The organism is Dermabacter sp. Marseille-Q3180, assembly GCF_940792985.1.
Lineage (GTDB): Bacteria > Actinomycetota > Actinomycetes > Actinomycetales > Dermabacteraceae > Dermabacter > Dermabacter vaginalis.
In genome coordinates this window covers 1182345-1204661 of record NZ_CALNWU010000001.1, presented here as the reverse complement: position 1 = coordinate 1204661, position 22317 = coordinate 1182345, and the positions used below count along the sequence as shown (strand labels likewise).

Below are 22317 nucleotides of genomic sequence, written 5' to 3'. Positions count from 1 at the left end.
TCGAATAAAAAGAGGGCGCCGGCTCGTCCCCACGAGCCGGCGCCGTATCCCTTTCCCCCGCGCTAGGGCTTCGAGTACGGATCCTCTCCTCAAAGGATCGGTACGCCGCTAACGCGTGAGTACATGTAATCGCCTCATTCTTCCCGGCCGCTGTATTCGGCCTAGCAAAATGCTGGGAGCGCTGCGCTTTACCTGCATGACTCGCTCGCCGAGTTGATGTTTGTGCTGGTAGCGCCGCGATTTTGGCGCTAGAGCCTGGGAATCGTGGTTGAGGTCACGGTAGGATTGCCGCGGTTCCTTACGAAACCTTTACACGAAGGCCCGGCGCCCCGAGGAGAATGCACGTGAATCAGCCCGTAAAACTCGACTGGCCCACTCCTACTACCGATGTTGAGACCTCGAAAATGCGGGCGGCGCTCGAGCGCCTTGCCGTTGCCGTTGCCGCCTCGAATGGCCTCGCTGAACCGATCGACCCCGAAGAATCCGGGGCCGATGTTCCCCCCGCTCTCAAGGACCTCGCAGATGAAATGGCGGGGGCACGCGTCGGGGAGGAGTTTGAACTGAATCTTCTGGCCGAGGAGCGCACCGACCTGGGGCCGTTCACTCTGCTGGACGAGCCAACGTCGTACTACCCCCTCTTCGAGACCGTTGACGACGCCGTGATTCTCACGCTCAATGATGAGGGTATCCCGGGTGGCGTGTGGTGGATCGACGAGGAGCTCGACATGCACCTGCTCGCCACGAGCCTCGACGAGTACGTGGATACCGTCACGCGTGCGATTGCCGCGCTCAGCCCCGAAGCTAGCAATCCGGGTGAGGATGTGTGGCGCGCCGTCACCGCGTCGCAGCGCTCAACGTTCACGGTGCTCGAATCGGTTGAGGACCTCTCCTCCCATGTCGAATTTGCTTCCGATGGTCTGAGCGCTCGCCTCGTCGCAGATCGGGCGTGATCGCGTGAGGCTCACGCGCACATCCACCTTCCAGCACGCTCCCGAAACGCTTGCTCGTTACCTCGACACCCATGCCGCGCGCACGCGTGTCGCGATTGCGGGAGCCTCGGGATACGACCGACGGTGTGGGCGTTGTTCAGGTCGTGGTTGAGCGCAGGGGAATGTAGCCCGCGATGATGACAGCCGCGAGCAGCGTGAGCGCCGCCCCGGTCGCCGTGAGCGGGGAGAGGTGCACGCTCGGGTCGAGCGCATCGAGCATGACCGATCCGATGATCTGGCCCGCAATCGCCGCGCCGCTCAGCACGAGCACGCCCGTGTACCGCACGAGGGCGGCGGAAGCGGCGATGTAGGTGAGGCCGATCAGACCACCGAGGTAGAGCACCGGATTGGTGGGAAACGCCCCACCCAGCGGGGTGAGCGCGAGGCTGACCGCCGCGGCTATGCCGAGCGCGAGTGAGCCGAGCGTAAAGTTTCCGAGAGCCGAAACGAGAAAACTTCCCGTGTGCGCCGTGACGATGCCGTTGGCTCCCGTTTGGAGGCCGACGCCTATGCCCGCGAAAAACGGCAGGATCAGGTTGAGCCACGGGACGGCATTCGTGAGCCCGGAGGCAAGCGCCAAGGCGACGCTCACGACCATGAGGGCTGAGCCGACAAGGCGTGAGGTGCTCAAGCGACGAGGCTCACCGGGGCCGAAACCTCCGCGGTCAAGAGCCGCCCCAGCGAGAGTTTGCCCCGCAACGACGCTCACGATGAAGAGGGCAACCCCGAGCACGCCGACCGTGAGGGACTGGGTGAAAACAAGGAAGGCGCCGCCAAGGCCGCCGATCGCATACCGCCAGTCGAAGCGACCCGTCGCGAGGTCGCGCGCGTATTCTCGCGCCGCACGTCGCTCAGCGGGCAGAGCAAGCACGATCACGAGAAGCCCAAGGCAGCCGATACCGAAGCTCACGAAGGCCGCGAGATAAGGGCTCTCGAGCTGGCCCGCAAGATCGGCATTAATACGGGACTGGAGTGCGGCGAGAACGCCCCCTGCCATAATGATGGCGATGGCCCACCACGGCGCGCGAGGTGTGGCGACTTCCCCCTGGTGCTCATCTGCCACTTCTGTTTGCGTACTCATGTGCACCATTGTCTCGCGCAGAAACTCCCCGCAAAAGAGGACGCGAGGGTGGCAGGCAGGCGTCGGACCCCTACGATGGGGGTATGGAACTCGATCCCGGTTATTCGAACGTACGTGTGGGCGTCAAGGCGATTATTGTGCGCGGAACAAGCGTGCTGTTCAACGAAAACATCGATGTTCACGGCAACCGCGTGTTCGTGCTGCCCGGCGGCGGGCAAGAACACGGCGAAAGCCAGGTTGAGGCACTCAAGCGGGAGTGCGAGGAGGAGGTTGGCGCGGCCGTGCGTGTCTACGATCTCGCGTGTACGTTCGACCTCATCAGCGCGAAGGTGGGCCGCCACCGCGACTCAGGGCAAGTGTTCCACCAGCAAAATCTTCTCTTTTGGTGCGACCTCGAGCCCGGTAGTGAACCGCGCATGGGGGAGGGCCACGACCCGCACCAGGTGGGCGTCAAGTGGATCGAGATCAATGACCTCCACACCGTCGACGTTCGACCGCGCGAGGTTGGCGAGTGGCTCCAAGCAGATCCGAGTATCCGTCCGCGAACGCTCGGCACGATCCGCGAGCAGTCACTGTAGGGGCGGGGCCGACGTTCGCCTGCCGCACGTGGTGCAACAACAAAAAGGGTATTCCCGAAGAAGCATTTTTCTCGAACGATGATGAGGAGCAATCGTGGCTATTTCGCGAGACTTCGCCCACGGCATTCCCAAGGCTGAGCTTCACCTTCACCTCGAAGGCACTCTCGAACCTGATCTCAAGCTCAAGCTTGCGAAGAAGAATGGGATCGATATCGGTCAGGAGACCGTCGAAGAGGTCGAGGCCTCGTATCAGTTTGATTCGCTCACGTCGTTCCTCGCCGTGTACTACCCGGCAATGAACGTGCTTCAGGATGAGGACGATTTCTACGCGCTCGGCTCGGCCTACTTTGCGCGGGCGAAAGAGAATGGCGTTGTGCGCGCCGAGTGCTTTTTCGACCCGCAGGCGCACACCTCGCGCGGGGTCGAGCTCGAAGCTGTGATCCGCGGCTACTACCGCGCCGTCGAGGAGGCCCGTGAGAATGGCCTGAGCGCGGATCTCATCCTGTGCTTCCTTCGCGACATGTCGGCGGATTCGGCACTTGAGACCCTTCGTGCGGCGCTTCCGTACAAGGACATGTTCGTGGGCGTGGGGCTCGATTCTGATGAGCGTGACAACCCGCCGCAGAAGTTCGCCGAGGCGTTTGACCTCGCACGTGAGAACGGCCTTCGCGTGACAATGCACTGCGATATCGACCAGGTCGGTTCGATCGACAACATCCGTACCGCGCTCACGGAGCTTGGTGCCGAGCGCCTCGATCACGGCACGAACATCATTGAGGATCCCGAGCTCGTGAAGCTTGTGGTGGAGAAGGGGATCGGCCTGACGAGCTGCCCCATGTCGAACTCCTTCGTGACGGAAGAGATGAAGGGCGAGGAGATTGTGGAGCTGCTCGGCCGCGGGGTGAAGGTTTCGATTAACTCCGACGACCCTGCCTACTTCGGTGGTTACATCGCGGATAACTTCCTTACGCTTGCGGAAAAGGAAAGCCTCACGAAGGAACAGGTTGCACAGCTCGCGCGGAACTCGATCGAGATTTCGTGGGCCGAGGATTCGGAGCGTTCGGCGATGCTTGATTCGCTCGAGGAGTTCGTCGCCGCGAACTGAGTGCAAAAAGCTGCAAACATCCAGAGCCCTACATTCGAGAAAGTCACCGGGCCCCGTTGCGTCCCAGGTGCGGAAAATGCTCTAGATTCGACTAGATATTGCATCTACACTCGAGGCATGAAGACGATTTCAGTGGCCGAACTCCGGCAGAACCCCACACGCGCGCTCGATGATGCGGCTGCTGGGCAAACCTATGTCGTGACCAAACATCACCGCCCCTGGGCGCAGCTTGGCCCGCTGGAAGAGAACGGCTCCCTACCTTTAGCGCCGGCCCGCGATCGAGGTCCGGTCTCGTACGATGATTGGCCCGATCGGCCGGCCGCTCCGCAATCAGAGATAGACGAACTCGTCGATTGGGCGAGAGGCGACCGGTGACGAACTACCTCGACACTTCGGTGGCGGTAGCGGTGCTCGAAGGAAACGTGCCGGCGCGAGCGTGGTTTAAAGAAGCCGTTGGAGGTCGCGGAGTGGTCTCTTCCAGGCTTCTCCAAACTGAGTTAACTCGAGTGCTGCGGCGTCAGGGACGGCCGGTACAGGAGCGAGAATTGCTTCTCCGCTATGTTGACGTCGCGCCGATTACTGACGCAGTGCTCTCGATCGCTGAGGCGTTACCGCAGAACGTTCGTTCGCTTGATGCCATTCATCTTGCGACTGCCCTACAGTTGGGCAGTGCGGTCACCGTAGTGAGCCACGATAAGCAAATGCTCGCTGTTGCCCAGGACTTGGGCCTCACCGTATGCGATCCTTTATCCGCGTAAAGGGTCAACGACCTCACCCCCACTGCAATGTATACACAGGTCAGGTGCCTTTTTTGCACCGTGACGCGGTGGCGACGTGCGAAGATTAAATTTGCCTGCATACCGCAGGGTTCGGAACTTCACTGAGATTAAGGGAGTCGCGCATGAGCGTTGAGGCGCAGCCTGGCGCACACGAGCGACCCTATAGCGTGCGCCACGAGATCACGCAGGGCGCGCTCCTGATTCTCCCCGCAGGCCTCGGCATGATCCCGATCGGGATCGCCTTCGGCCTTCTTGTGGTGCAGTCGGGGCTCCCGTGGTGGATGGCGCCCGCCCTTTCGTTTTTCGCGTACGCGGGCTCCCTCGAGCTTCTGCTCATCACACTCATCACGTCGCTTACGCCGCTTGTGACGATCGCGGCGGCATCGTTCTTCGTGAACTTCCGCCACGTGTTCTACGCGTTCAACTTCCCACTCAAGGTCGTGAAGAACCCGTTTTTGAAGTTCTACGCGATGTATTCGCTCACCGACGAAATCTTCGCGGTCACGGTCGCGAACCCGAAGGGCTGGACGCAGCCGCGCGTGATCTCGGCAGGGGCCGTACTCCAGATCTGCTGGGTGGGTGGCGGCCTCATGGGGGTACTGCTCTCGAGCTTCATCCCCTTCCAGATCCGCGGCCTGAGTTTCGCGCTGTGCGCCCTGTTCATCACGCTGACCCTCGATGCGTGCCGCACGAAACAGGAGATCCCGTCACTTCTCCTCGGCGCTGCCGCCTTCGGCCTCGCGCTTCTTTTACTTCCTAGCCAGCCGATCTTCGCGGCGATGATCGGCTTCGTCGCCACCCTCGCCGCGCGCTACACGATCGCCGTGCGCCTCACGAGGCCACTCCCGGCAGAGATGGAGAGCGACGATGCAGCTTGACATCCCCTTCTGGTACCTCGCCTCGGTTCTCCTCATCGCCTTCGCCGTGACCTTCACGCTGCGCGCGCTCCCGTTCGCGATTCTCGAACCACTGCGCAAATCGCAATTCGTGCGCGTCATGGCCGTGTGGATGCCCGCGGGCATCCTCGTGATCCTCGCGCTCGCGACCTTCAAGAGCACCCTCGCCGAGGAACCCGGCAGCGTCATTCATTTGCTCATTGCTTCGGCCGTCACGATCGCTGTGCATCTTCTCTTTGGGCGCCGCACCCTCGTGAGTGTCGCCGCGGGCACCCTCGCATTCGTGCTCCTCGTGAACTTCTTCTAAACAAAGCGTTGGGGCGGCAGGGCGCCGCGGAGGCAGGAGCGCTCTCGGCTCGGTTGCGTGGTTCGGTGCGTGCAAAAATGTCCGACGGTAGCCCGGCAACCGTCGGACCTAATTGAACCCAAACCGTTTGCGAATAACCCCGTAGGTGGTGCGGATAAACCGGTGCGCACCCGGCCCGCGTGCGCTGAGCCCGATGCTCATGGGGGTGCGTCGATAAGCCCGATACGCGGGATAGTTGTGCGCCTTGAGGTAGGCGAGAAGTTCGCGGCCCTGAGCTTTTGCCTCGGGAGTTTTCGCGAGCACGGCGAACGTGAGCGACACGCTCGTGATGATCGTGAGGTAGTGAAGCAGGTAGCGGCGGAGCGAACGCGAGGCGATGTTTTCCACGCGCAACTCATCAATCATGATCCTATTGACGCGAAGCTGCTGATCAAGCCGCGAAATCATAATTTTTTCGTTGACGCTCTGATCCTCGCGACCGATGAAGTAGTAATAAAGCGGCACGGGCAGGTAGTAGAGGGTGTGCGTATACCGCAGAGGGATTGACGCATAGAGGTTGTCCACATAGAACGTGTGGCGGGGGAGTTCGAGACCTGAGTCGAGGAGAACGCTGCGCTTATAGAGGATGGCGTGCATGAGGAAGTAGCTGCCCATACGGGGCCTCGAGACCTGATCCCATGTGACGGTTCGGCGCGCCGGCACGGTGCGCCGGTATCCGATCCGACGGTTCCTTTTGAGCGCGTGATTGTCGTACACGTAATCGGTGAGGACAACATCGGGGTGGTGATCCGGCGGAAAAGAGGCGACCGTGTCCAGTAGCGCGGTGAGAGCTCGCGCGTCGAGTCGATCATCAGAATCGAGAACCTTGAGATACGTGCCCACTGCGGTGCGCACACCCGCCATGACTGCCGCACCGTGCCCGCCGTTGGCTTGGGCCACGACCCGCACGATACTCGGATGCCGCTCCTCGTATTCGCGCGCGATCTGCTCCGTGGCATCCGTCGATCCGTCGTTCACGAGGATGATCTCGATGCGCTCGCGAGGCTCGTCGCCGTCAAGGAGGATCGAGTCGATACCCCTTCGCATGTACTCCGCTGAGTTGTAGCACGGCACAACGAATGAGATCAGAGGGGCTTCACGCATAAGAATCATGGTACGACCACGAACCGAGAGTGAGCGCCGTACGATGGAGAGTGCTACCGGTTCAACGACGACAATATGAGAGGTATGAGCCGTGACTCCCGCGCCCGAATACGATTTTGAAACCCTCGTGGATCGCACGGATACGGGCTCGGTGAAGTGGGAGCTCATGCGCGAGCGTGGTGGGGACGTGCCGGCTGGCATCGCGCCGTTGTCGACTGCGGATCTTGACTTCCTTCCCGCGCCGGAGATCACGCGGGGGCTGCGCGAGCACCTCGCGAGTGCGGTCCTGGGGTACACGGGTCCGACGCCTGCACTGTTCTCGGCGATTCAAATGTGGCAAGCCGTGCGCCATCGCTGGGCGATTGACACGAGCTGGATTTCACTGATGCCTGGCGTCGTGACGGGGCTTTTTGCCGGTGTGCGCGCAGCGAGCAAGGCTGGCGACGGGGTCGCGCTCTTGACGCCAGCGTATCCACCCATGGTCGAGGCAATCGAGAAAACGGGCAGGCGCGTGGTCCGCGTTCCCCTCGACGGCGAGGGTGGGCGCTACCGCATTGATTTCGCGGCCCTCGCCGAAGCCCTCTCGGGTGAGGATGTTTCGGTGCTGATCCTGTGTTCGCCGCACAACCCCACGGGCCGCGTGTGGACGTACACGGAGCTCGAGGAGATTGCGCACCTCGCACGCGCCAACGACGTCACGGTCATTGCCGACGAAATCCACGCGGATATCGTTCACGAGGGTTTCGAGCACATCCCTTTCGCGGCGATCAGCGAGGATGCGACGTCACGGACCATCACCCTGTCGTCAGCGTCGAAGAGTTTCAACCTTGCGGGCGTGCAAACGAGCTGGGCGATCATCGAGAACGCCGAGCTGCGTTCTGCCTACGAGCGGGAACTCGAGGCGTGGGGCTTCCACTTCGTGAACTGTCTCGGGTATCGCGCGATTGAGATCGCCTACACGGAGGCGAGCGATTGGCTCGAGGGCCTCCTCGAGCTCGTGGCACGCAATGATCGCGTCAGCAGAGAATTTTTCGCTGAGCACTTCCCGGAGGTGTTGATCGCGCCGCTCGAAGGGACGTTCCTCCAGTGGATCGATTTCCGCAAACTTGGAATCGATGAGCGCGAGCTGACGCGCCTGCACGATCAAGAGGCGCACGTGTTCTTCGAGCATGGGCGAACCTTCGGTGCGCCCGGATTCGAACGACTCAATCTCGGCACGCCCACACGGGTTCTCGAGGAGGCCCTGGTGCGCCTCGCTCAGGCGCACGGTCGTTAGTGCCGAGGTTCGGGCACGAGGGGCTGCATGCGCCCCAGGGGGAAACCTGTACTGACGCGGGTGGGAGGCCGATGCAGAAATGCCCTAACGCAAGGCGTCGCGCACCCGCGCGAGCATCGACATCGCCGCTTCCGCCTCCTTGCCGGCCACGATGGGGTTATCGGCGAAGGTGGCGAAGCCGCAGTCAGTGCTCAGCAGCAGGCGCTCTTTTCCGAACATGTTCACCGCGGTGCGCCCTCGCTCGAGTACAGCCTCGAAGGTTTCGTTCTGCGGTGCCTTTTGATTGAAGATCCCGATACCGAGCCGCTGGTCGTCGCGAAGGCCGGTCAAGTGTTCCCAACCACCGGCTCGCGGCGTGCACGTTTCGAGGATGACGTTGCCGATCGGCACGGATGACAGCAGTGGCAGCAGCGGCGCATAGTCTCCCGAAAGAGCCTTGGATTCGTCGGGCGTCCAGTTGCCGCGGCACACGTGAATGCCGAGGCGATCAGCGGGGAAGCCATGAGCGACCCGCGTGATCAGGTCGGTCGCGAACTCCAGTTCCGGCTGCACCGCTTTCCGTTCACCGAGCGCACCGCACATGAAGGTGCGTCCACCGCCACCTTGGTGGCCGTACACCACCTCGCTGAGCACGGGCTCGTCGATCTCCACCAGGGCAACGCCTGCGGCGAGCAGCTCGGCGATTTCTTCTCGCAAAATCCGCACCACATCGGTCGCGAGGGTTTCCCTATCGGGGTAGGCGCGATCGGAGACGCATTCCATCCACATGGTGCGCGTGAGTAGGTAGGGGCCGGGCAGATCGACCTTCACTGCACGATCGGTGATGGTTTTCAGGTACGTCGCCTCGTGCACGGCGAGGGACTTATCGCGGCCGAGCGGCCCGAAGACCGCCGGGTGGCGCACTTCGCCAGCGGGCACGTCGAGGGCGCGCAGTTCGCGTTCGAACTGCACGGGGTCATCGACGTACGGCAGGAGATCGGTGATGGGGATGAGCTGGCAGTTTTGTAGCAGTCCCCCCACGAAGCTGGAGTAGTTGTCGCGGCGCATTTCGCCGTCGGTGACCACGTCGACACCAGCGCGTTCCTGGGCGGCGACCACCAGTTGCACGGCGTCGTTGGCGGCGGCGTCAAACTCCGCATCAGGAAGTCGACCTTCAAGGTGTTCATGAAGCGCACGAATGAGCCATGAGGGCCGGGGCCAACTGCCCATGGTGTGCACTGACAGGGGTTCGAGGGTTGGCGCCGCAGCGGGTTCGGGAAGGCGGTCGGGGATGTGCGGTGTGACCACCTCCTGCGTAATCGCCATCTGGGGGCGTTTACGGGGCTTCTTTCCTGTGCCCGCTGCGGGCTCCGCGACAGTGGGTGCAGGCTCCTCGGCACGTGCATGTGCCGTGCCCGCATAGGCGCCCTTGCACACCAAAAACCGCCACTGCTTGAGTTCACGGCCCTGGAATTGCACGGTCGTGGTGAGGGTATCGACCAGGTCGTTTCCGGTCATGCTGCACCACGATGGCAAATCCACCTCCACCGTGGAATCCACGGAGGCGATCTCAAGGAACTTACCGGGATCGAGGGGGTCGAGGTGTTTGCGGATCAAGAGCAGGAGCCCGTTGCCGCAATCCAGATCTCCCCCGTCGAAACTGGTGTGGCCTTGCAAACCGTCTTTGAAGGTGGCCGGTGTGAACTCGTGATTGTGTGTCATGGCGGTATCGATAGAGAACGGATCAGTAGCTCACGCAGCTTGCGCCTTGCGACATGTACTCGACGAGCTTCGCGCCGCCCACGATCGTGGCGCCCTTGATGAGCTTTCCTTCATCGAGTCCGCGCTTCTTGTAGCAGGGGGAGCAGACCCAGATGGTGCCGCCCGCCTCGGCGTAGTTGGTGATCAGTTCCTTGAGCGACGCGAAGCCCTCTTCGTGCATGTCATCGGCGTAGCCCTCTTCGGCGAGGCGTGCGCCCTCGGAGGAAAGAAACACGACGGTTTCCTGGTCGGAGGCGATCGAGGCGTTGGCGATCACGAATGCGACGGTGGCCTTATCAACATTGTCTTTCGCGTGGGTGATGCTTACGCAGATCTTGGACATGTCAGGAATCCTTTCGTTGGATCAGGAATTGCGGCGGATGCGCCGCAGCCAGGGAATGCCCGGTGAGACTGCACCAGGCGGGGATATCGATGACCGCTCCTTCATCGGTAGCGATCAGTTCAAAGATTTCTCCCGGTTGTAGGGCAAGCATTCGCGAGCGCAGTTGCATGACAAGTTCGCCGCAGCCCAAGTCTCCGGCGTCCCAGCTATCGGCGACTGCGAGATCGGCAGTTTCACTCATGCGTGTGCCTTTCACCGGTGGGTCATCCTTGAGGCCGTGTGGTGAAGCGCACACCGCCGTTACCACCATATCAGTCCCGGTCAGGACCCTTTTCCCGCGAGATCGCGTATGCGAAAAGTGATGGCGCGACCCCGCCATCATTGTGCATGTGCTGGGGCAGCTCGCGCACCACGAGTCTCACCAATGCCCCGATTATTACGGCTAGGCTGAGGCTATGACCACAGCAGACAGTGCAGTTTCCCCGTCCATCGCTTACCCCTCGCGCTCGATCGGGCGCCTCCAGGTGACGCCACTCGGGCTCGGCGCAATGCCGCTCTCGTTCGAGGAAAAAGCGGACGACGTGCAAAACGCACGTGCCACCATTGCTGCTGCGCTCGGTTCCGGGATCACGCTCATTGATACCGCCGACATCTACGCCCCCGCATGGAACAAGGTGGGCCACAACGAACGCCAGGTCGCCGATGCGCTTGAAGCCTACGCGGCCTCGCACCCTGACTTTGACCGCGCGAACATCGCCGTGGCGACGAAAGGCGGCATTACGCGAGCCGAGGGCGAGAAATGGGGCCGCGATAGTTCCGTGGGGCACTTTCGCGCGGCCGTCGTGCGCTCAAAAAAGAACCTCGGGGTCGAGAAGATTGACCTGTACTACCTTCATCGCCCTGATCGCACGCGCGTGTACGCAGAGGCCATTGAGACTCTGGCGGAGCTCAAGGATCAGGGCCACGTGAAGAACATCGGAATCTCCAACGCGAGCGTTGAGGAAATCGAGATTGCGCTCGAGGTGCTTGGCGAAGGAAACCTCGCGGCCGTACAAAATGAGTTCTCACCGCGCTTCAACCACACGAGCTGGGATGAGCTGCAGTTCTGCGGTGAGCACGGGATCACGTTCGTGCCCTGGTCGCCCCTTGGCGGCACGGGTGGCGGTGCCGCCGAGGTCGGTGAGCGGTTCCCCGCGATCGCCGAGATTTCCCGCAACCGCAAGGTGAGCCCCCAGCAGGTCGTTCTTGCGTGGGAGATGTCGCTCGGCGATCACGTGCTCCCCATCCCCGGAGCGTCGCGCCCCGCCTCGATCGCGGACTCGGCGAAGGCCATGAGCTTGGCTCTCGAAAGCGGCGAGAAGGATGCCCTCGACACGGAGCTTCTGCCGAAACGCTAAGGCGCGGCCCACGCGCGTGGAAAAGGCGGGTCCGGAGTCATCCGGACCCGCCTTTTGGTGAGTGGCGAAGAGATTAGAGATTCGGCTCTTCGTTACCGAAGCGCTCGCGGGCGCTCTGCGCGGCGCCCTCGGCGTTACGGCGCGCCTCTTCCCGCGCGCGGCGGGCACGTTCCTTGGCCTCCGCGCGGAGACGCTCAATCTGCTCGCGCGAATTGCCTTCCCCGTCAACGGGCTCGGCGGGGTTCACGGGAGTGGAATCGCCGTTGATCGTGTCGTTTGCCGCTTGTGCTTGCAGGAGAGCCGAACGGATTTCGTCCCCCATAGCCCCCACCGACGATGGATTGGACGGGAGGAACAGCACGTTCGAGCGACCGTTGCGGGCCACGTCTTGCATCGTGTCGAAGTACTGGGTCATGAGCAGTAGTTCTTCAGCGGTGTTCTCGATGCCCACCTGCTTGAGCATCTCGTACTGTTCCGCAATGCCCATGGCGATCGCGCGGCGCTGAGCCGCGACACCCTCACCCTGGAGGCGCTTCGACTCGGCCTCGGCTTCAGCCTGCGTCACGCGCTTGATCTTGTCAGCCTCGGCGAGCGACTGCGCAGCAACGCGGTCGCGCTGTGCGGCGTTAATCGAGTTCATCGAGTCGCGCACGCGCTGATCGGGCGAGATGTCCTGCACAAGGGTGTTGACGATGTGAAAACCGAACTCTTGCATGCGGGTCGAGAGGGTCGCCTCGACGCTGCGAGCGATGTCGTCTTTCGATTCGAAGGCTGCGTCAAGATCGAGGCCCGAAAGAGCCGAACGCACCGTGTCAAACACGTAGCTGCGGATCTGCGCCTCGGGGTTGGAGAGGCGGTAGTAGGCGTCCTGAACCGACTCTTCGCGGATCACGTACTGCACGGCGACCGGAACGGTCACGAACACGTTGTCTTTCGTTTTCGACTCGATATTGACCTCGAGCTGGCGGATACGCAGCGAGATCGGTTTCGTGAGCGTGTCCATGAACGGAATCTTCGTATTCAGGCCGGGCTTCGCAACGCGCAGGAATTTGCCGAAGCGCTCGACGATCACGTTTTCTTGCGTTTTCACGGTGAAGAGGATCGAGGAGCGGAGGCCGCCGAAAAGCAGGGCGAGCAGAACGATGATGATGACGATTAAGACGCCGCCACCGGTGAGAATACCGACGAGAGCTTCCATGGGGGTCCTTTCTTCGTGGGGTTTAGGCCGCGAGGGCCCTGGTGATCGATGTGGCGATGCGCGACGGTGGAATGGGCGGTGCAAAGCGGCGGATGACGAGCCCATCGCGGCCTACGAGGAATTTCGTGAAATTCCACGCGATGCGGCCGCCGAGCATCCCGCCGCGCTGTTCTTCGAGCCAGGTGAACAGCGGATCGGCATTCTTACCGTTGACGTCGACCTTGGCGAACACGGGAAAAGTCGTGCGGTAGCGGGTCTCGCAAAAATCGACGATGTCCTCCATCGTTCCGGGTTCCTGGTTGCCGAATTGATTGCACGGGAAGGCCAGAACGCTAAAACCGCGATCCTCGAAGCGTTCTTGGAGTTCCTGGAGGCCTTCGTACTGGGGCGTAAATCCGCATTCGCTTGCGGTGTTCACGACGAGAGTGACTTTTTCCGTGAACTCGGAGAGATCCCGCGGCTCACCGCTCGCACCTGTGACCGTAAAGTCGAACAGAGTTGTTGGAGCGGTGGCCTCAGTGTGGGCAGAGTTCACGAAGGATCCTTCGATCGAGGGCAGAATGTGACGTGCGATACCAGAGTACCGTGCGCACCTCAGTGCACTTCAAGGGACGTGGCAGGACTCGACGCGAGAAAAGCGTCAATTTCGCCTCGCGTGGGTGCGGTGATGGGGCCTTTACGGGTCACCTTGAGTGCCGCCCCGGCATTCGCTCGTCGCGCGGCTTCGAGCCACGGTGTGCCCAGTGCCCTTTCGCCGAGCACAATTCCCGTGTGAGTGTCGCCCGCGCCGTTCGTGTCAATCGCCTTTTGCGGGTAGCCGGGAACGTAGTCGAGGTGGCCGCGCTCGAAAAGGTAGCAACCGTCGGAACCATCCCTCACGATCACCACCGCACCCTGCCCGAGAAGCCGGCCGAGGGCGGGCAGGGTTCCTCTCACGTCGTCGATGCCGGTGATCTCGCGTGCTTCATCGGCGTTCGACGTCCACACGTCGGTGCGCGCGAGGATCCGTTTCCGCAGGGCTCGCGGGAACGACGCGAACGGCGCGCCGGGGTCGAGAACCAGGTGGGCACCGCTGTCAAGCGTGTCGAGGAAGGTCAGGAGCGGATCGCGCGTGGGCTCGAAAAGGCTGTAGCCGCTCACGCACACGAGGTCGCCCGCCTCGGGCTCCAGCAAGGCGAGGGACTCCGCGGTGATGGCACGTTCGGCGCCGTAGCACGTCACGAACGTGCGCTCGGCGGAAGGCTCGACGAACACGTAGCAGCAGCCCGTGTCCGTGCCCTCGATGACGGGGCTCGAGAGGCCGATTCCGTTCTCCCGCAGAACCTCGCGGATGAGGTCGCCGTTCGGCCCTTCGCCGTGGGCACCTCCGTGTACGGCCTTTGCCCCCACTCGAGCCGCGGCGAGTGAAATAGTGACGGCTCCGCCCGCATAGGATCTCGGGACACCAACCGCATTCACGTTGGCGCCCGTACTCGGAAGTGCGGGAACCTCGATCATGACATCGACAAGCGCCTGGGCGGTATGGAGAACTCGGGGCATGACTCGAGTGTACGGGCACTACGATGAGGCAATGCTCCCTCTTTCACCGCCCGCGCCCGCCCTTATTACCGCCGACATCGACGGCACGTTCGTGGACGACAAGGGGGCGATTCCCCCGAAGAACCTCGACGCGCTCCAGAGGGCACGCGACAATGGGCTCGATTTTTGCCTCGTGACGGCGCGCCCACCTCGCTGGCTCACACGATTTCGGGGACTTAGCGCGGGCGCGATCTATGCCGCGAACGGCGCATACATTCTCGATGCCGCGACGGGCGCGATCCTTGAGGATCGTGGATTTTCGATAAGTGAGGTCCGCGCGGTCGCTCGTGCGCTTGCCCCCGTTTCGGGAATCGCCCTTTCAGCCGAAACCGCCGAAGGCTTCGTGCGGGAGCGAGCTTTCCCTTCGGCGCCGGCGGCAGGGGAGCGGGATCGAGAGTCCGACGCCACCTTCACCCTGTTGAGCGAGATTTCGTGCGGCGCCGGCAAGATCCTCGCGGTGTCGAGCCTTCTGGACACGGAGGAGTTTTACCGCGAGGTGCGCTCGCGTATCAAGGGCCTCGCCGAACTACACGTGTCCACGTCCGACGGTCTCGCTGAACTTAGCCCCCTCGGCATATCGAAGGCCACCGCGCTCGCTCACGCATGTCACGCACGCCGGATTGAGCCCGCCCAGGTGTGGGCCGTGGGAGACATGCCAAACGACCTTCCGATGCTGAACGCTGCAGGCGTCGGAATTGCTGTACGTAACGCTCACCCGGACCTCCACGCACACGCCGACGCCCTCGCCCCGGCAAATACCGACGCGGGTGTTGCCCACGTGATCGACGCGGCTCTGAGAGCGCGCGCACTCGCCCGCACTACGCTTGAGACATGAGCGAGTTTGACTGGCAGGACCTGCCGCCGTTCGTGAGTGCGGCGGCGCTCCTTGAACGCACGGGAGGGCGCGCGCCCGAGGCCGGGAGCGCGAACATTGGAAGTCTCGAACCGGGAACGGGTGACCTCGTCATTGCCGACGTGCGCTGGAGCGTTGCGGAGGGTGCCATGCGCGATAGTTACCTGAAAGCGCATATTCCCGGGGCGATTTTTGTGGACCTCGAACAGGACCTCACGGGGGAGGGGGCGCCAGAGCGCGGCCGCCACCCGTTCCCCGACGACGACGAGCTCTCCGAGAAACTTAGCGCGCTCGGCATCAACTTCGAAGATACGGTGATCTGCTACGGCGCGGGCGACCCCATGGGCGCTGCTCGACTCGCGCTTATGCTGCGCTTCGTGGGCGTGAATGCTGCCGTTCTCGATGGCGGGCTCGAGGCTTACGTGCGCTGTGCGGGAGAGCACGCGCTTGACACTGGTGAGGTGCGTCGCGAGCCGAGCGACTTCCCGTGGCAGCCCTACGTGCGGCTCGTGAGCGAAGACGAAGTCCAGCACGCGATCCCCACCAAGGGTGCTCTCTTGATCGACGCGCGCCCGCCCGCGCGTTATCGCGGAGAATCCGAAACCCTCGACCCGCGGCCCGGGCACATCCCGACCGCAAAAAATGTCCCGTTTACGTCGCTTCTCGAGGCCGACGGGACCTTCCGCTCGCGCGAGGAGATTCGTGCCGCATTCGAACGCGCGGGCGCGACAACGGAACGAATCACGTTCAACTATTGCGGCTCGGGCGTGAGCGCCGCGGTCAACACACTCGCGATGGATTTCGCCGGGTTCGCCCACGTCTACCTCTACGCAGGCTCATACTCTGAATGGTCGCGCAACCCCGAACGCGCGGTGGAAACGGGGGAAGGGGAGGGGTCCGACGGTTCCTAGGCAACCGTCGGGACCGCAAGCGTTAGGCTGCGGCAGCGCCTTCGTCAGCGGGCTCGGTTCGCTCCTCGAGAGCCGAGCGAAGAAGCCGTTCGACAAACTCCGAAAGGGTCATCGACTCATCGATCGACGCGTGCTTGATTTGCGTGATGAGCTCGATCGGTAGTTGCACATTGAATTGGCGCTTTGAATAGGCCGAACTTGAGGTAGTCATGATTCAAACCTAACTACCTAGGAACGAGAAAAAAGGGCCAAAGGGCCCAGGATCATACGAAAAGGGTGTGGCGCGAGGCTGCGGTGAGCCCAGCGCCACACCCTTCGAGTGACGGATCAGTCCTTGCGCTTATGCGCGACCTAGTCGAGGGAACGGTGCGTGTGCGTACCCTTGACCGGTGCTGCCTTGGGAGCACTGATCGCACCGAGGTCGATCTGGCCCGTTTCCGTAGCCACGCGCTCGTAGACCTTGTCGGCGACCTGATCGGCCACCTGGTCCGAGACGTTTTCGGTCACGTGGTCGGTCACGTGCTCGACGAGCTCGCGACGGCGAATCTGCAGCTCGAGACGCTCAATCATGCGCACCTCGTGGCGCAGCGCCTTGAACATGGAGACGACCATGGCGATCATGACGACCGACCACGGGAGAGCGGCGATGAGCGCAAGCGCCTGTAGACCACTCATGCCCGAAGCGTCACCCGAGCCCGTGTAGGCGGCGATGCCGATGAGCGCCGCGGGGATCGCGCCGCTCGTGACGGCCCAGAAGATGCGGGTCGTGCGCGGCGGTTCCGGATCGCCGCGGTGCGCGATCATGTCGACCACGAACGCGCCCGAATCAGCCGAGGTGACGAAGAAGATCGTCACGAGGATGATCGCGAGGCCCGAAAGGAGGCTGCTCGCGGGCATCGTCTCGAACACCTGGAAGAGGGCGAGATCCTTGTCGATACCGCCGTCGGCGTTGAGGAAGTTCGCGCCTTCAAACACGCTCTTGTAAATGGCCGTGCCACCCATGACCGTGAACCACAGGACCGTCACGAGGGTCGGCACGAGCATGACGCCCATGATGAACTCGCGAACGGTGCGGCCGCGCGAAATGCGCGCGATGAACACGCCCACGAACGGTGACCACGAGATCCACCAGCCCCAGTAGAACGTCGTCCAGCCGTTGAGCCACGAGGCACCATCATCGCCGTAGAACGGGAGGGTCTGGAAGCTCAGTGAAATGAAGTTTTGCAGGTAGTTGCCGATGCCCGAGACGAAATCGCGCAGCAGGAACAGGGTGGGCCCGAGGATGAGCATGACCACGAGCAGCACGCCCGCGAGAATCAGGTTCGTGTTCGAGAGGAACTTGATGCCCTTCTCGAGGCCCGAGGCAACCGAGAGAGTCGCGAGGCCCGTGATGACGATGACCATGACGAAGCGCAGCCACGGGTTATCGGGCAGCAAGCCGAGGTGCACGAGGCCCGCGGAAATCTGGTTCACGCCGAAGCCGAGCGACGTGGCCACGCCGAAGAGGGTGCCGACAACAGCGATCGTGTCAATGACGTTGCCGATCCACGTGTCGGTGTGGCGGCCAAGAATAGGCTCGAGCGCCCAGCGCACGGAGAGCGGGCGGCCGCGACGGTGCGTTGCGTACGCAACGGCGAGGCCTACGACGACGTAGATACCCCACGCGTGCAGCCCCCAGTGAAGGAACACCTGCGCCATGGCTTTCGGTGCGCGGGCCGCATCGGGAAGCTCCGCGATGTTCGGCGGCGGGTTTGAGGCGAAGAACGTCAGCGGCTCCGCGGCACCCCAGAACACCAGCCCGATGCCCATGCCGGCCGCGAAAAGCATCGCGAACCACGACATGAGGCCGTACTGCGGCTCCTCATCGTCCTTGCCGAGCTTGATCGAGCCGAGGCGCGAAAACGCCAGAACGGCTGCTGCGCCAACGAAGAACGTTGCCGCGAGGATGTAGTACCAGCCAACGCTTTCCACGATTGTCGTGTTGATCGTGCTCACGACTTGGCTGAACTGCTCTGGCAGAAGCACGGAGAACAGCATCGCGACGATGATGATCGCGGCCGAGGGGTAGAAGACCCCCTTTGCCATGCCGTAGTTGCGCGGCTCGTTCGTGCCGGGCGGGGTTTTGGTGCGCGTGGGTTTCGTGGCCGTTGCGCTCGTCAAGGCCAACCTCCTTCAGTGCGGATAAAGGGCAAGAAAAAGCAGCCCCGAGGGCTGCCTATGCTTCCCCACCGTACATGAAGTGCGGTTTCGCGCGCGTGGTTCGGTGAACGGCCTCACCTTCCCTGCCCCGCGCGCGGGCAGGCCCCACCTTCCCTGCCTCGCGCGCGGGCAGGTTCGGCGAGTGGTGAAAAACGGCGTGAGGGTTCGGCTTTTACACGTGAGGTGGCGATTTTTCACCACTTTCAGATAGGGGAGGGAGCCAGGGGCAGGGTAGGCGGGAAGGAGGGTAGGAGGAAAGGGGAGGGAGGGTGGCCTACCGCAAGGCAGGCAGTGCCTGCGCGAGGGCCTGGGCCGACGCCTCCGCCGCCACCTCGAGACCGATGTGGAACTCCTCGTTTGCTCGCGGGGAGCACAAATCGCTCACCGCACGTAGCGCGAGGAAAGGCACCTGCAACAGATTCGCCACGTGCGCGAACGCGCACGATTCCATATCCGCCGTGATCGCGCCCGGAAACTTCGCGCGCACCCCTTCGGCGATATCGGCCGTGACGAAGGCATCGCCCGAAAGCATGAGGCCCGAACGAGCACGAAGGCCCGCGGTCTCCACGGCCTCGAGAGCGCGACGTGCACGCGCCTCGCACTCCTCCCCACCAAACTGCGCGGGAGCGCCCGGCACTTGGCCCGTCTCGTAGCCAAATGCCGTGGCCTCCGCGATCGAATACGCATAGGACGAACCAAGGGCGACCGTGCCCACGGTGATGTCCTCAGCGAGGCCGCCGCAGCTGCCCACATTCACGATGAGACGCGGCGAAAACTGCCCGATAGCCCACGTCAGAACGGCACTCGCCGCGGCCGTGCCCACACCGGTCGTCACAAGCGCGATGGGAGCCTGGCAAGCGTCGGACCCTAGTGCCCCGGAGCCCGCGCACTCGAGCGTGCCCACCGATGCGCTTACCTCGCCGGACGCGCTCGCACCCACCCCCGTGCCGGCACCGCTAAACGGATGCGCGACGGAACGAAGGTCTTTGCTGAGGGACGAAACGGCGGCAGCCTCTTCAGCCATCGCCGCAACAACGAGAACATCAACGTGAGAAGTCATGGAGCCAGTATCTCGTAAGGTCGAAACACTAGCCTTAAGATGATTCGCGCATCGAGCCAGGAGGATCCCACCATGGGTCGCATCAAGCACTACGCCGCCATTGCGGGCCGCACACTCACGCGCACCCCGCTTCCCAACTTCGTGTACGAAATTGGGTTCGGCAAGGTGCGAATCGTCAAGCCACCTGCACCCGTGCAGAAGCGGCACGCGATCGACATCGAACTGCTCAACCGCACGCGAACCGTTTGGCTCGACAAGCACAAGGCCGACCGCGGCATCATCGTGTACCTCCACGGTGGCAGCTACATGGCGGGTCCGTTCGTGGGTGACTGGGAGTGGCTCAGCATGCAGGTCGATGCGCGTGAGTGCGCGGGGCTTCTTATCGACTACCGCTACGGCCCCGACTACATGCACCCCACGGCCCTCGAGGACACTTTCGAAGTCATCAAGGGGCTTTCTGACCAGGGTCTTATCACCCAGGGCAACTGGGCGGTCGCCGGCCACCAGAGCGGGGCAGGGCTTGCATTGTCGCTCGCCTCGCTCGTCAACACGAGAGTCGACGGCGGCCTCGCAAACGTTGAGGCGAAGCCTGCGGGCATCGTGCTCATGAACCCGCTGCTCGATCTCGAATTCACAAACCTCGAACTGAGCGAAACGAACCAGCACGATCCCGTGCACGAGCGCCGCATCATGCAGCTCGCCGCGAAGAAATACGCCGGCCGCACCCCGCTCGATGACCCTGCGCTTTCGCCGCTCAACGGCGATCTTCAAGGCCTGCCGCCGGTGCACCTCAGCGTTGGCACGAAGGACCTGTTCCTCACCGATTCGAGGATCGTCACGCACCAGTTCGAGCGTGAAGGAATCGACCTCACCTACCGCGAGATTCCCGGGAAGATTAGCGTCAACCCGAGGCTCCGCCGCGGCGCCGACATGGCCCGACTCCTCGAGGAGCAAGGGGAGTTTCTCGAGGCGAGCCTCGCCGAGACGCCCGGGAAGTAGATCCCCGAGCGACCTCGGCCACGATCACATTTGCGCGGGAGCCTGCACGCCGAGCAGGTCGAGACCCGCGACGAGCGTGCGCTCGGTGAGCTTCGCAAGGGCGAGTCGACCAAGGCGCACCTCATCGTTCGCGTCCTTGAGGATTGGCGACTTCTCGTAGAAGCTCATGAACGCCTGCGCGAGATCGAAGAGATACGCCGCGAGCTTGTGCGGCACGTACTGAGCGCCCACCTCGGCCACCGTAGGCGCAAACTGCAGGAGCTGAAGCGCGAGGGTGCGCTCGGGGTCGTCGATCACGCGCGGCGTTGCCGCCTCTACCTGCTCGGCAGAGATCCCCTGCTCCGCGGCCTTGCGCTGGATCGAGCGGATGCGTGCGACCGCGTACTGGAGATACGGCGCCGTGTTGCCCTGGAGAGCGAGCATGCGATCGAGATCGAACACGTAATCCGAATCGTGTGCAGTCGAAAGATCCGCGTACTTAATGCTGCCGATGCCAATCTGTCGTGCGATTTTCGCACGCTCGTCCTCGGACAGATCCGGGCGAAGCTCGTCAATCACGGAACGCGCCTTGACGACGCCTTCCTCGAGAAGCGCCATGAGGCGCAGCGACGAACCCGAACGCGTGCGAAGAATCTTGCCGTCCTCACCGAGAACCGAACCGATCTTCACATGCTCAGCGTCCACGCTCTCGGGGAGCCAGCCGGCCTCACGCGCCGTCGTGAACACCATCTGGAAGTGCAGTTCCTGCGAGGAACCCACAACGTAAGCAATGCGATCGGCATGGAGGTCACCCACGCGGTGGCGAATCGCCGCGAAATCGGTCGTCGCGTAGCCGTAGCCACCGTCGGACTTGCGAATAATGAGCGGAAGAGGCTGATCGTCGCGGCCCGTGAAGCCGGCCGGGAACACGCACAGCGCGCCGTCCGACACGCGTGCGATTCCGGCCTGCTCAAGGTCGTCACACACGCCAGCGAGCGCGTCGTTATAGGTCGATTCGCCCGCGAGATCCTCATCGGTGAGGGTCACGTCGAGCATGTCGTAAATGCGGTGGAAATACTGCTTCGAAAGGCCCACGAGCTTGGTCCACATCGCGAGCGTCGCCTCATCGCCCGACTGCAGGGTCGCGACCCGAGCGCGGGCCCGCTTCGCAAAATCGGTCTGCTCCGTATCCGCATCAAACTTGGCGCGCGCTGCTTGGTAGAACGCGTTCGGATCGGTCTCGAGGAGCTTCGCCTCTTCCGAATCCTCGCCCACCTCGAGCAGGTGCTCGATGAGCATGCCGAACGGCGTGCCCCAGTCGCCGATGTGATTCTGACGCACGACCGTGTGGCCCTCGAACTCGAGCACGCGCGCGAGCGCGTCACCCACCACCGTGGTGCGCAGATGCCCCACGTGCATTTCCTTCGCGACGTTCGGCGCCGAGTAGTCGATCACAATCGTCTCGGCCTTCTCGGGGCTGCCCACCCCGAGGCGATCATCGCCGTGCAGGCCAGCCGCCTGGGAGGCGACCCACTCGGTCTTGAGCGTGATGTTGAGGAAGCCCGGCCCGGCAATCTCGGGCGTCTCGGCAATGTCGTCCAGCCGTACTTTGTCGAGGATCTGCTGCGCAAGATCCCGCGGCTTCGCGCCGAGCTTCTTCGCAAGCCCCATCGCCGCGTTGCACTGGAAGTCCGAGAACTTTCCCGGCCTAATAATCGGGTCAGCGGTGCGGTACTCCTCGCCGAAAGCCTCGGCGAAGGCATCCTGGAAACGGGTCGTGAGGGCAAGTTCCGGTGCAGTCATAACCCAAGCCTACGGTGTCATGCGGTGCTACGGCACGCTGGAAGGGGGCGCGGGGAGCGACGGTTTCGTCACGCCGAGTGGGACCGCGGTATCCGGGAGGGGC

The 22317-nt window shown here is 62.9% G+C and carries 24 protein-coding genes; 12 read left to right on the top strand and 12 right to left on the bottom strand.

Annotated elements, in window-relative coordinates:
* Positions 1–344: 344 nt before the first annotated feature.
* Positions 345–950, top strand: coding sequence for a hypothetical protein (locus NBW56_RS05435; protein WP_250258273.1), 606 nt, complete (start codon positions 345–347; stop codon positions 948–950).
* Positions 951–1086: 136 nt separating this feature from the next.
* On the opposite strand, the gene NBW56_RS05430 is transcribed toward NBW56_RS05435, so the two are convergent.
* Positions 1087–2070 (bottom strand): DMT family transporter, encoded by a 984-nt coding sequence (locus NBW56_RS05430; protein ID WP_250258272.1) that lies wholly within the window; start codon positions 2068–2070, stop codon positions 1087–1089.
* Positions 2071–2153: 83 nt separating this feature from the next.
* On the opposite strand from NBW56_RS05430, the gene NBW56_RS05425 reads away from it, so the two are divergent.
* From NBW56_RS05425 to NBW56_RS05400, 6 genes are all read left to right on the top strand, one after another.
* The gene (locus NBW56_RS05425) at positions 2154–2648 is read left to right on the top strand and encodes an NUDIX domain-containing protein (protein WP_250258270.1); all 495 of its coding nucleotides are present in this window, start codon (positions 2154–2156) and stop codon (positions 2646–2648) included.
* A gap of 94 nt (positions 2649–2742) precedes the next feature.
* On the top strand, positions 2743–3753 hold the full coding sequence (add, locus tag NBW56_RS05420) for an adenosine deaminase (protein ID WP_250258269.1): 1011 nt from the start codon (positions 2743–2745) through the stop codon (positions 3751–3753).
* Between the two features lie 117 nt (positions 3754–3870).
* Positions 3871–4128 carry a type II toxin-antitoxin system Phd/YefM family antitoxin gene (locus NBW56_RS05415; RefSeq protein WP_081976389.1) on the top strand — a complete coding sequence of 86 codons (258 nt, stop codon included), beginning with the start codon at positions 3871–3873 and terminating at the stop codon, positions 4126–4128.
* Positions 4125–4511, top strand: coding sequence for a type II toxin-antitoxin system VapC family toxin (locus NBW56_RS05410; protein ID WP_250258268.1), 387 nt, complete (start codon positions 4125–4127; stop codon positions 4509–4511). Before NBW56_RS05415 ends, NBW56_RS05410 begins: the two co-directional genes overlap by 4 nt.
* 143 nt (positions 4512–4654) lie before the next feature.
* The gene (locus NBW56_RS05405; RefSeq protein WP_074298466.1) at positions 4655–5410 is read left to right on the top strand and encodes an AzlC family ABC transporter permease; all 756 of its coding nucleotides are present in this window, start codon (positions 4655–4657) and stop codon (positions 5408–5410) included.
* The gene (locus NBW56_RS05400) at positions 5400–5735 is read left to right on the top strand and encodes a branched-chain amino acid transporter permease (RefSeq protein ID WP_055090293.1); all 336 of its coding nucleotides are present in this window, start codon (positions 5400–5402) and stop codon (positions 5733–5735) included. The genes NBW56_RS05405 and NBW56_RS05400 overlap by 11 nt, the downstream gene beginning before the upstream one ends.
* A gap of 108 nt (positions 5736–5843) precedes the next feature.
* On the opposite strand, the gene NBW56_RS05395 is transcribed toward NBW56_RS05400, so the two are convergent.
* Positions 5844–6878 (bottom strand): glycosyltransferase family 2 protein, encoded by a 1035-nt coding sequence (locus NBW56_RS05395; protein WP_250258267.1) that lies wholly within the window; start codon positions 6876–6878, stop codon positions 5844–5846.
* Between the two features lie 91 nt (positions 6879–6969).
* On the opposite strand from NBW56_RS05395, the gene NBW56_RS05390 reads away from it, so the two are divergent.
* Positions 6970–8154 carry a MalY/PatB family protein gene (locus tag NBW56_RS05390; RefSeq protein ID WP_250258266.1) on the top strand — a complete coding sequence of 395 codons (1185 nt, stop codon included), beginning with the start codon at positions 6970–6972 and terminating at the stop codon, positions 8152–8154.
* A gap of 84 nt (positions 8155–8238) precedes the next feature.
* Here the strand turns inward: NBW56_RS05390 and NBW56_RS05385 are convergent, their stop codons facing one another.
* From NBW56_RS05385 to NBW56_RS05375, 3 genes are read right to left on the bottom strand one after another with little or no spacing between them, the layout of a single operon-like run.
* On the bottom strand, positions 8239–9855 hold the full coding sequence (locus NBW56_RS05385; RefSeq protein ID WP_250258265.1) for a 5-methyltetrahydropteroyltriglutamate--homocysteine methyltransferase: 1617 nt from the start codon (positions 9853–9855) through the stop codon (positions 8239–8241).
* A 22-nt stretch (positions 9856–9877) separates the two neighbouring features.
* Positions 9878–10237 carry a DsrE family protein gene (locus NBW56_RS05380; protein WP_126846877.1) on the bottom strand — a complete coding sequence of 120 codons (360 nt, stop codon included), beginning with the start codon at positions 10235–10237 and terminating at the stop codon, positions 9878–9880.
* Position 10238: 1 nt separating this feature from the next.
* Entirely contained in the window at positions 10239–10478 is a 240-nt protein-coding gene (locus tag NBW56_RS05375; RefSeq protein WP_250258264.1) for a sulfurtransferase TusA family protein, read from the bottom strand.
* A 214-nt stretch (positions 10479–10692) separates the two neighbouring features.
* Between NBW56_RS05375 and NBW56_RS05370 the strand changes: the two genes are divergently transcribed.
* Positions 10693–11634, top strand: a complete 942-nt coding sequence (locus NBW56_RS05370) for an aldo/keto reductase (protein ID WP_250258263.1) — start codon at positions 10693–10695, stop codon at positions 11632–11634.
* Positions 11635–11707: 73 nt separating this feature from the next.
* Here the strand turns inward: NBW56_RS05370 and NBW56_RS05365 are convergent, their stop codons facing one another.
* Genes NBW56_RS05365 through NBW56_RS05355 form a run of 3 tightly spaced genes read right to left on the bottom strand, consistent with a single transcriptional unit; the run spans position 11708 to position 14371 of the window.
* Complete coding sequence (locus tag NBW56_RS05365; protein ID WP_250258262.1) at positions 11708–12832, bottom strand: SPFH domain-containing protein; 1125 nt, start codon at positions 12830–12832, stop codon at positions 11708–11710.
* A gap of 22 nt (positions 12833–12854) precedes the next feature.
* On the bottom strand, positions 12855–13367 hold the full coding sequence (locus tag NBW56_RS05360; protein ID WP_250258261.1) for a glutathione peroxidase: 513 nt from the start codon (positions 13365–13367) through the stop codon (positions 12855–12857).
* A 59-nt stretch (positions 13368–13426) separates the two neighbouring features.
* Positions 13427–14371 (bottom strand): PfkB family carbohydrate kinase, encoded by a 945-nt coding sequence (locus tag NBW56_RS05355; RefSeq protein ID WP_250258260.1) that lies wholly within the window; start codon positions 14369–14371, stop codon positions 13427–13429.
* On the opposite strand from NBW56_RS05355, the gene NBW56_RS05350 reads away from it, so the two are divergent.
* Positions 14370–15245, top strand: a complete 876-nt coding sequence (locus NBW56_RS05350; RefSeq protein WP_250258259.1) for an HAD family hydrolase — start codon at positions 14370–14372, stop codon at positions 15243–15245. The two genes, NBW56_RS05355 and NBW56_RS05350, sit on opposite strands and share 2 nt — an antisense overlap.
* Positions 15242–16174 (top strand): sulfurtransferase, encoded by a 933-nt coding sequence (locus NBW56_RS05345; RefSeq protein ID WP_250258258.1) that lies wholly within the window; start codon positions 15242–15244, stop codon positions 16172–16174. The genes NBW56_RS05350 and NBW56_RS05345 overlap by 4 nt, the downstream gene beginning before the upstream one ends.
* Positions 16175–16196: 22 nt before the next feature.
* On the opposite strand, the gene NBW56_RS05340 is transcribed toward NBW56_RS05345, so the two are convergent.
* From NBW56_RS05340 to mtnN, 3 genes are all read right to left on the bottom strand, one after another.
* Complete coding sequence (locus NBW56_RS05340) at positions 16197–16385, bottom strand: CopG family transcriptional regulator (RefSeq protein ID WP_250258257.1); 189 nt, start codon at positions 16383–16385, stop codon at positions 16197–16199.
* A 140-nt stretch (positions 16386–16525) separates the two neighbouring features.
* Complete coding sequence (locus NBW56_RS05335; protein ID WP_250258256.1) at positions 16526–18334, bottom strand: BCCT family transporter; 1809 nt, start codon at positions 18332–18334, stop codon at positions 16526–16528.
* 313 nt (positions 18335–18647) lie between these two features.
* Entirely contained in the window at positions 18648–19433 is a 786-nt protein-coding gene (gene mtnN / locus NBW56_RS05330) for a 5'-methylthioadenosine/S-adenosylhomocysteine nucleosidase (RefSeq protein WP_126846893.1), read from the bottom strand.
* Between the two features lie 39 nt (positions 19434–19472).
* Here mtnN and NBW56_RS05325 point away from each other — a divergent pair, with 39 nt between their 5' ends.
* Positions 19473–20432, top strand: a complete 960-nt coding sequence (locus NBW56_RS05325) for an alpha/beta hydrolase fold domain-containing protein (RefSeq protein WP_250258255.1) — start codon at positions 19473–19475, stop codon at positions 20430–20432.
* A gap of 24 nt (positions 20433–20456) precedes the next feature.
* Here the strand turns inward: NBW56_RS05325 and argS are convergent, their stop codons facing one another.
* The gene (gene argS / locus NBW56_RS05320) at positions 20457–22214 is read right to left on the bottom strand and encodes an arginine--tRNA ligase (protein WP_250258254.1); all 1758 of its coding nucleotides are present in this window, start codon (positions 22212–22214) and stop codon (positions 20457–20459) included.
* Positions 22215–22317 lie beyond the last annotated feature (103 nt).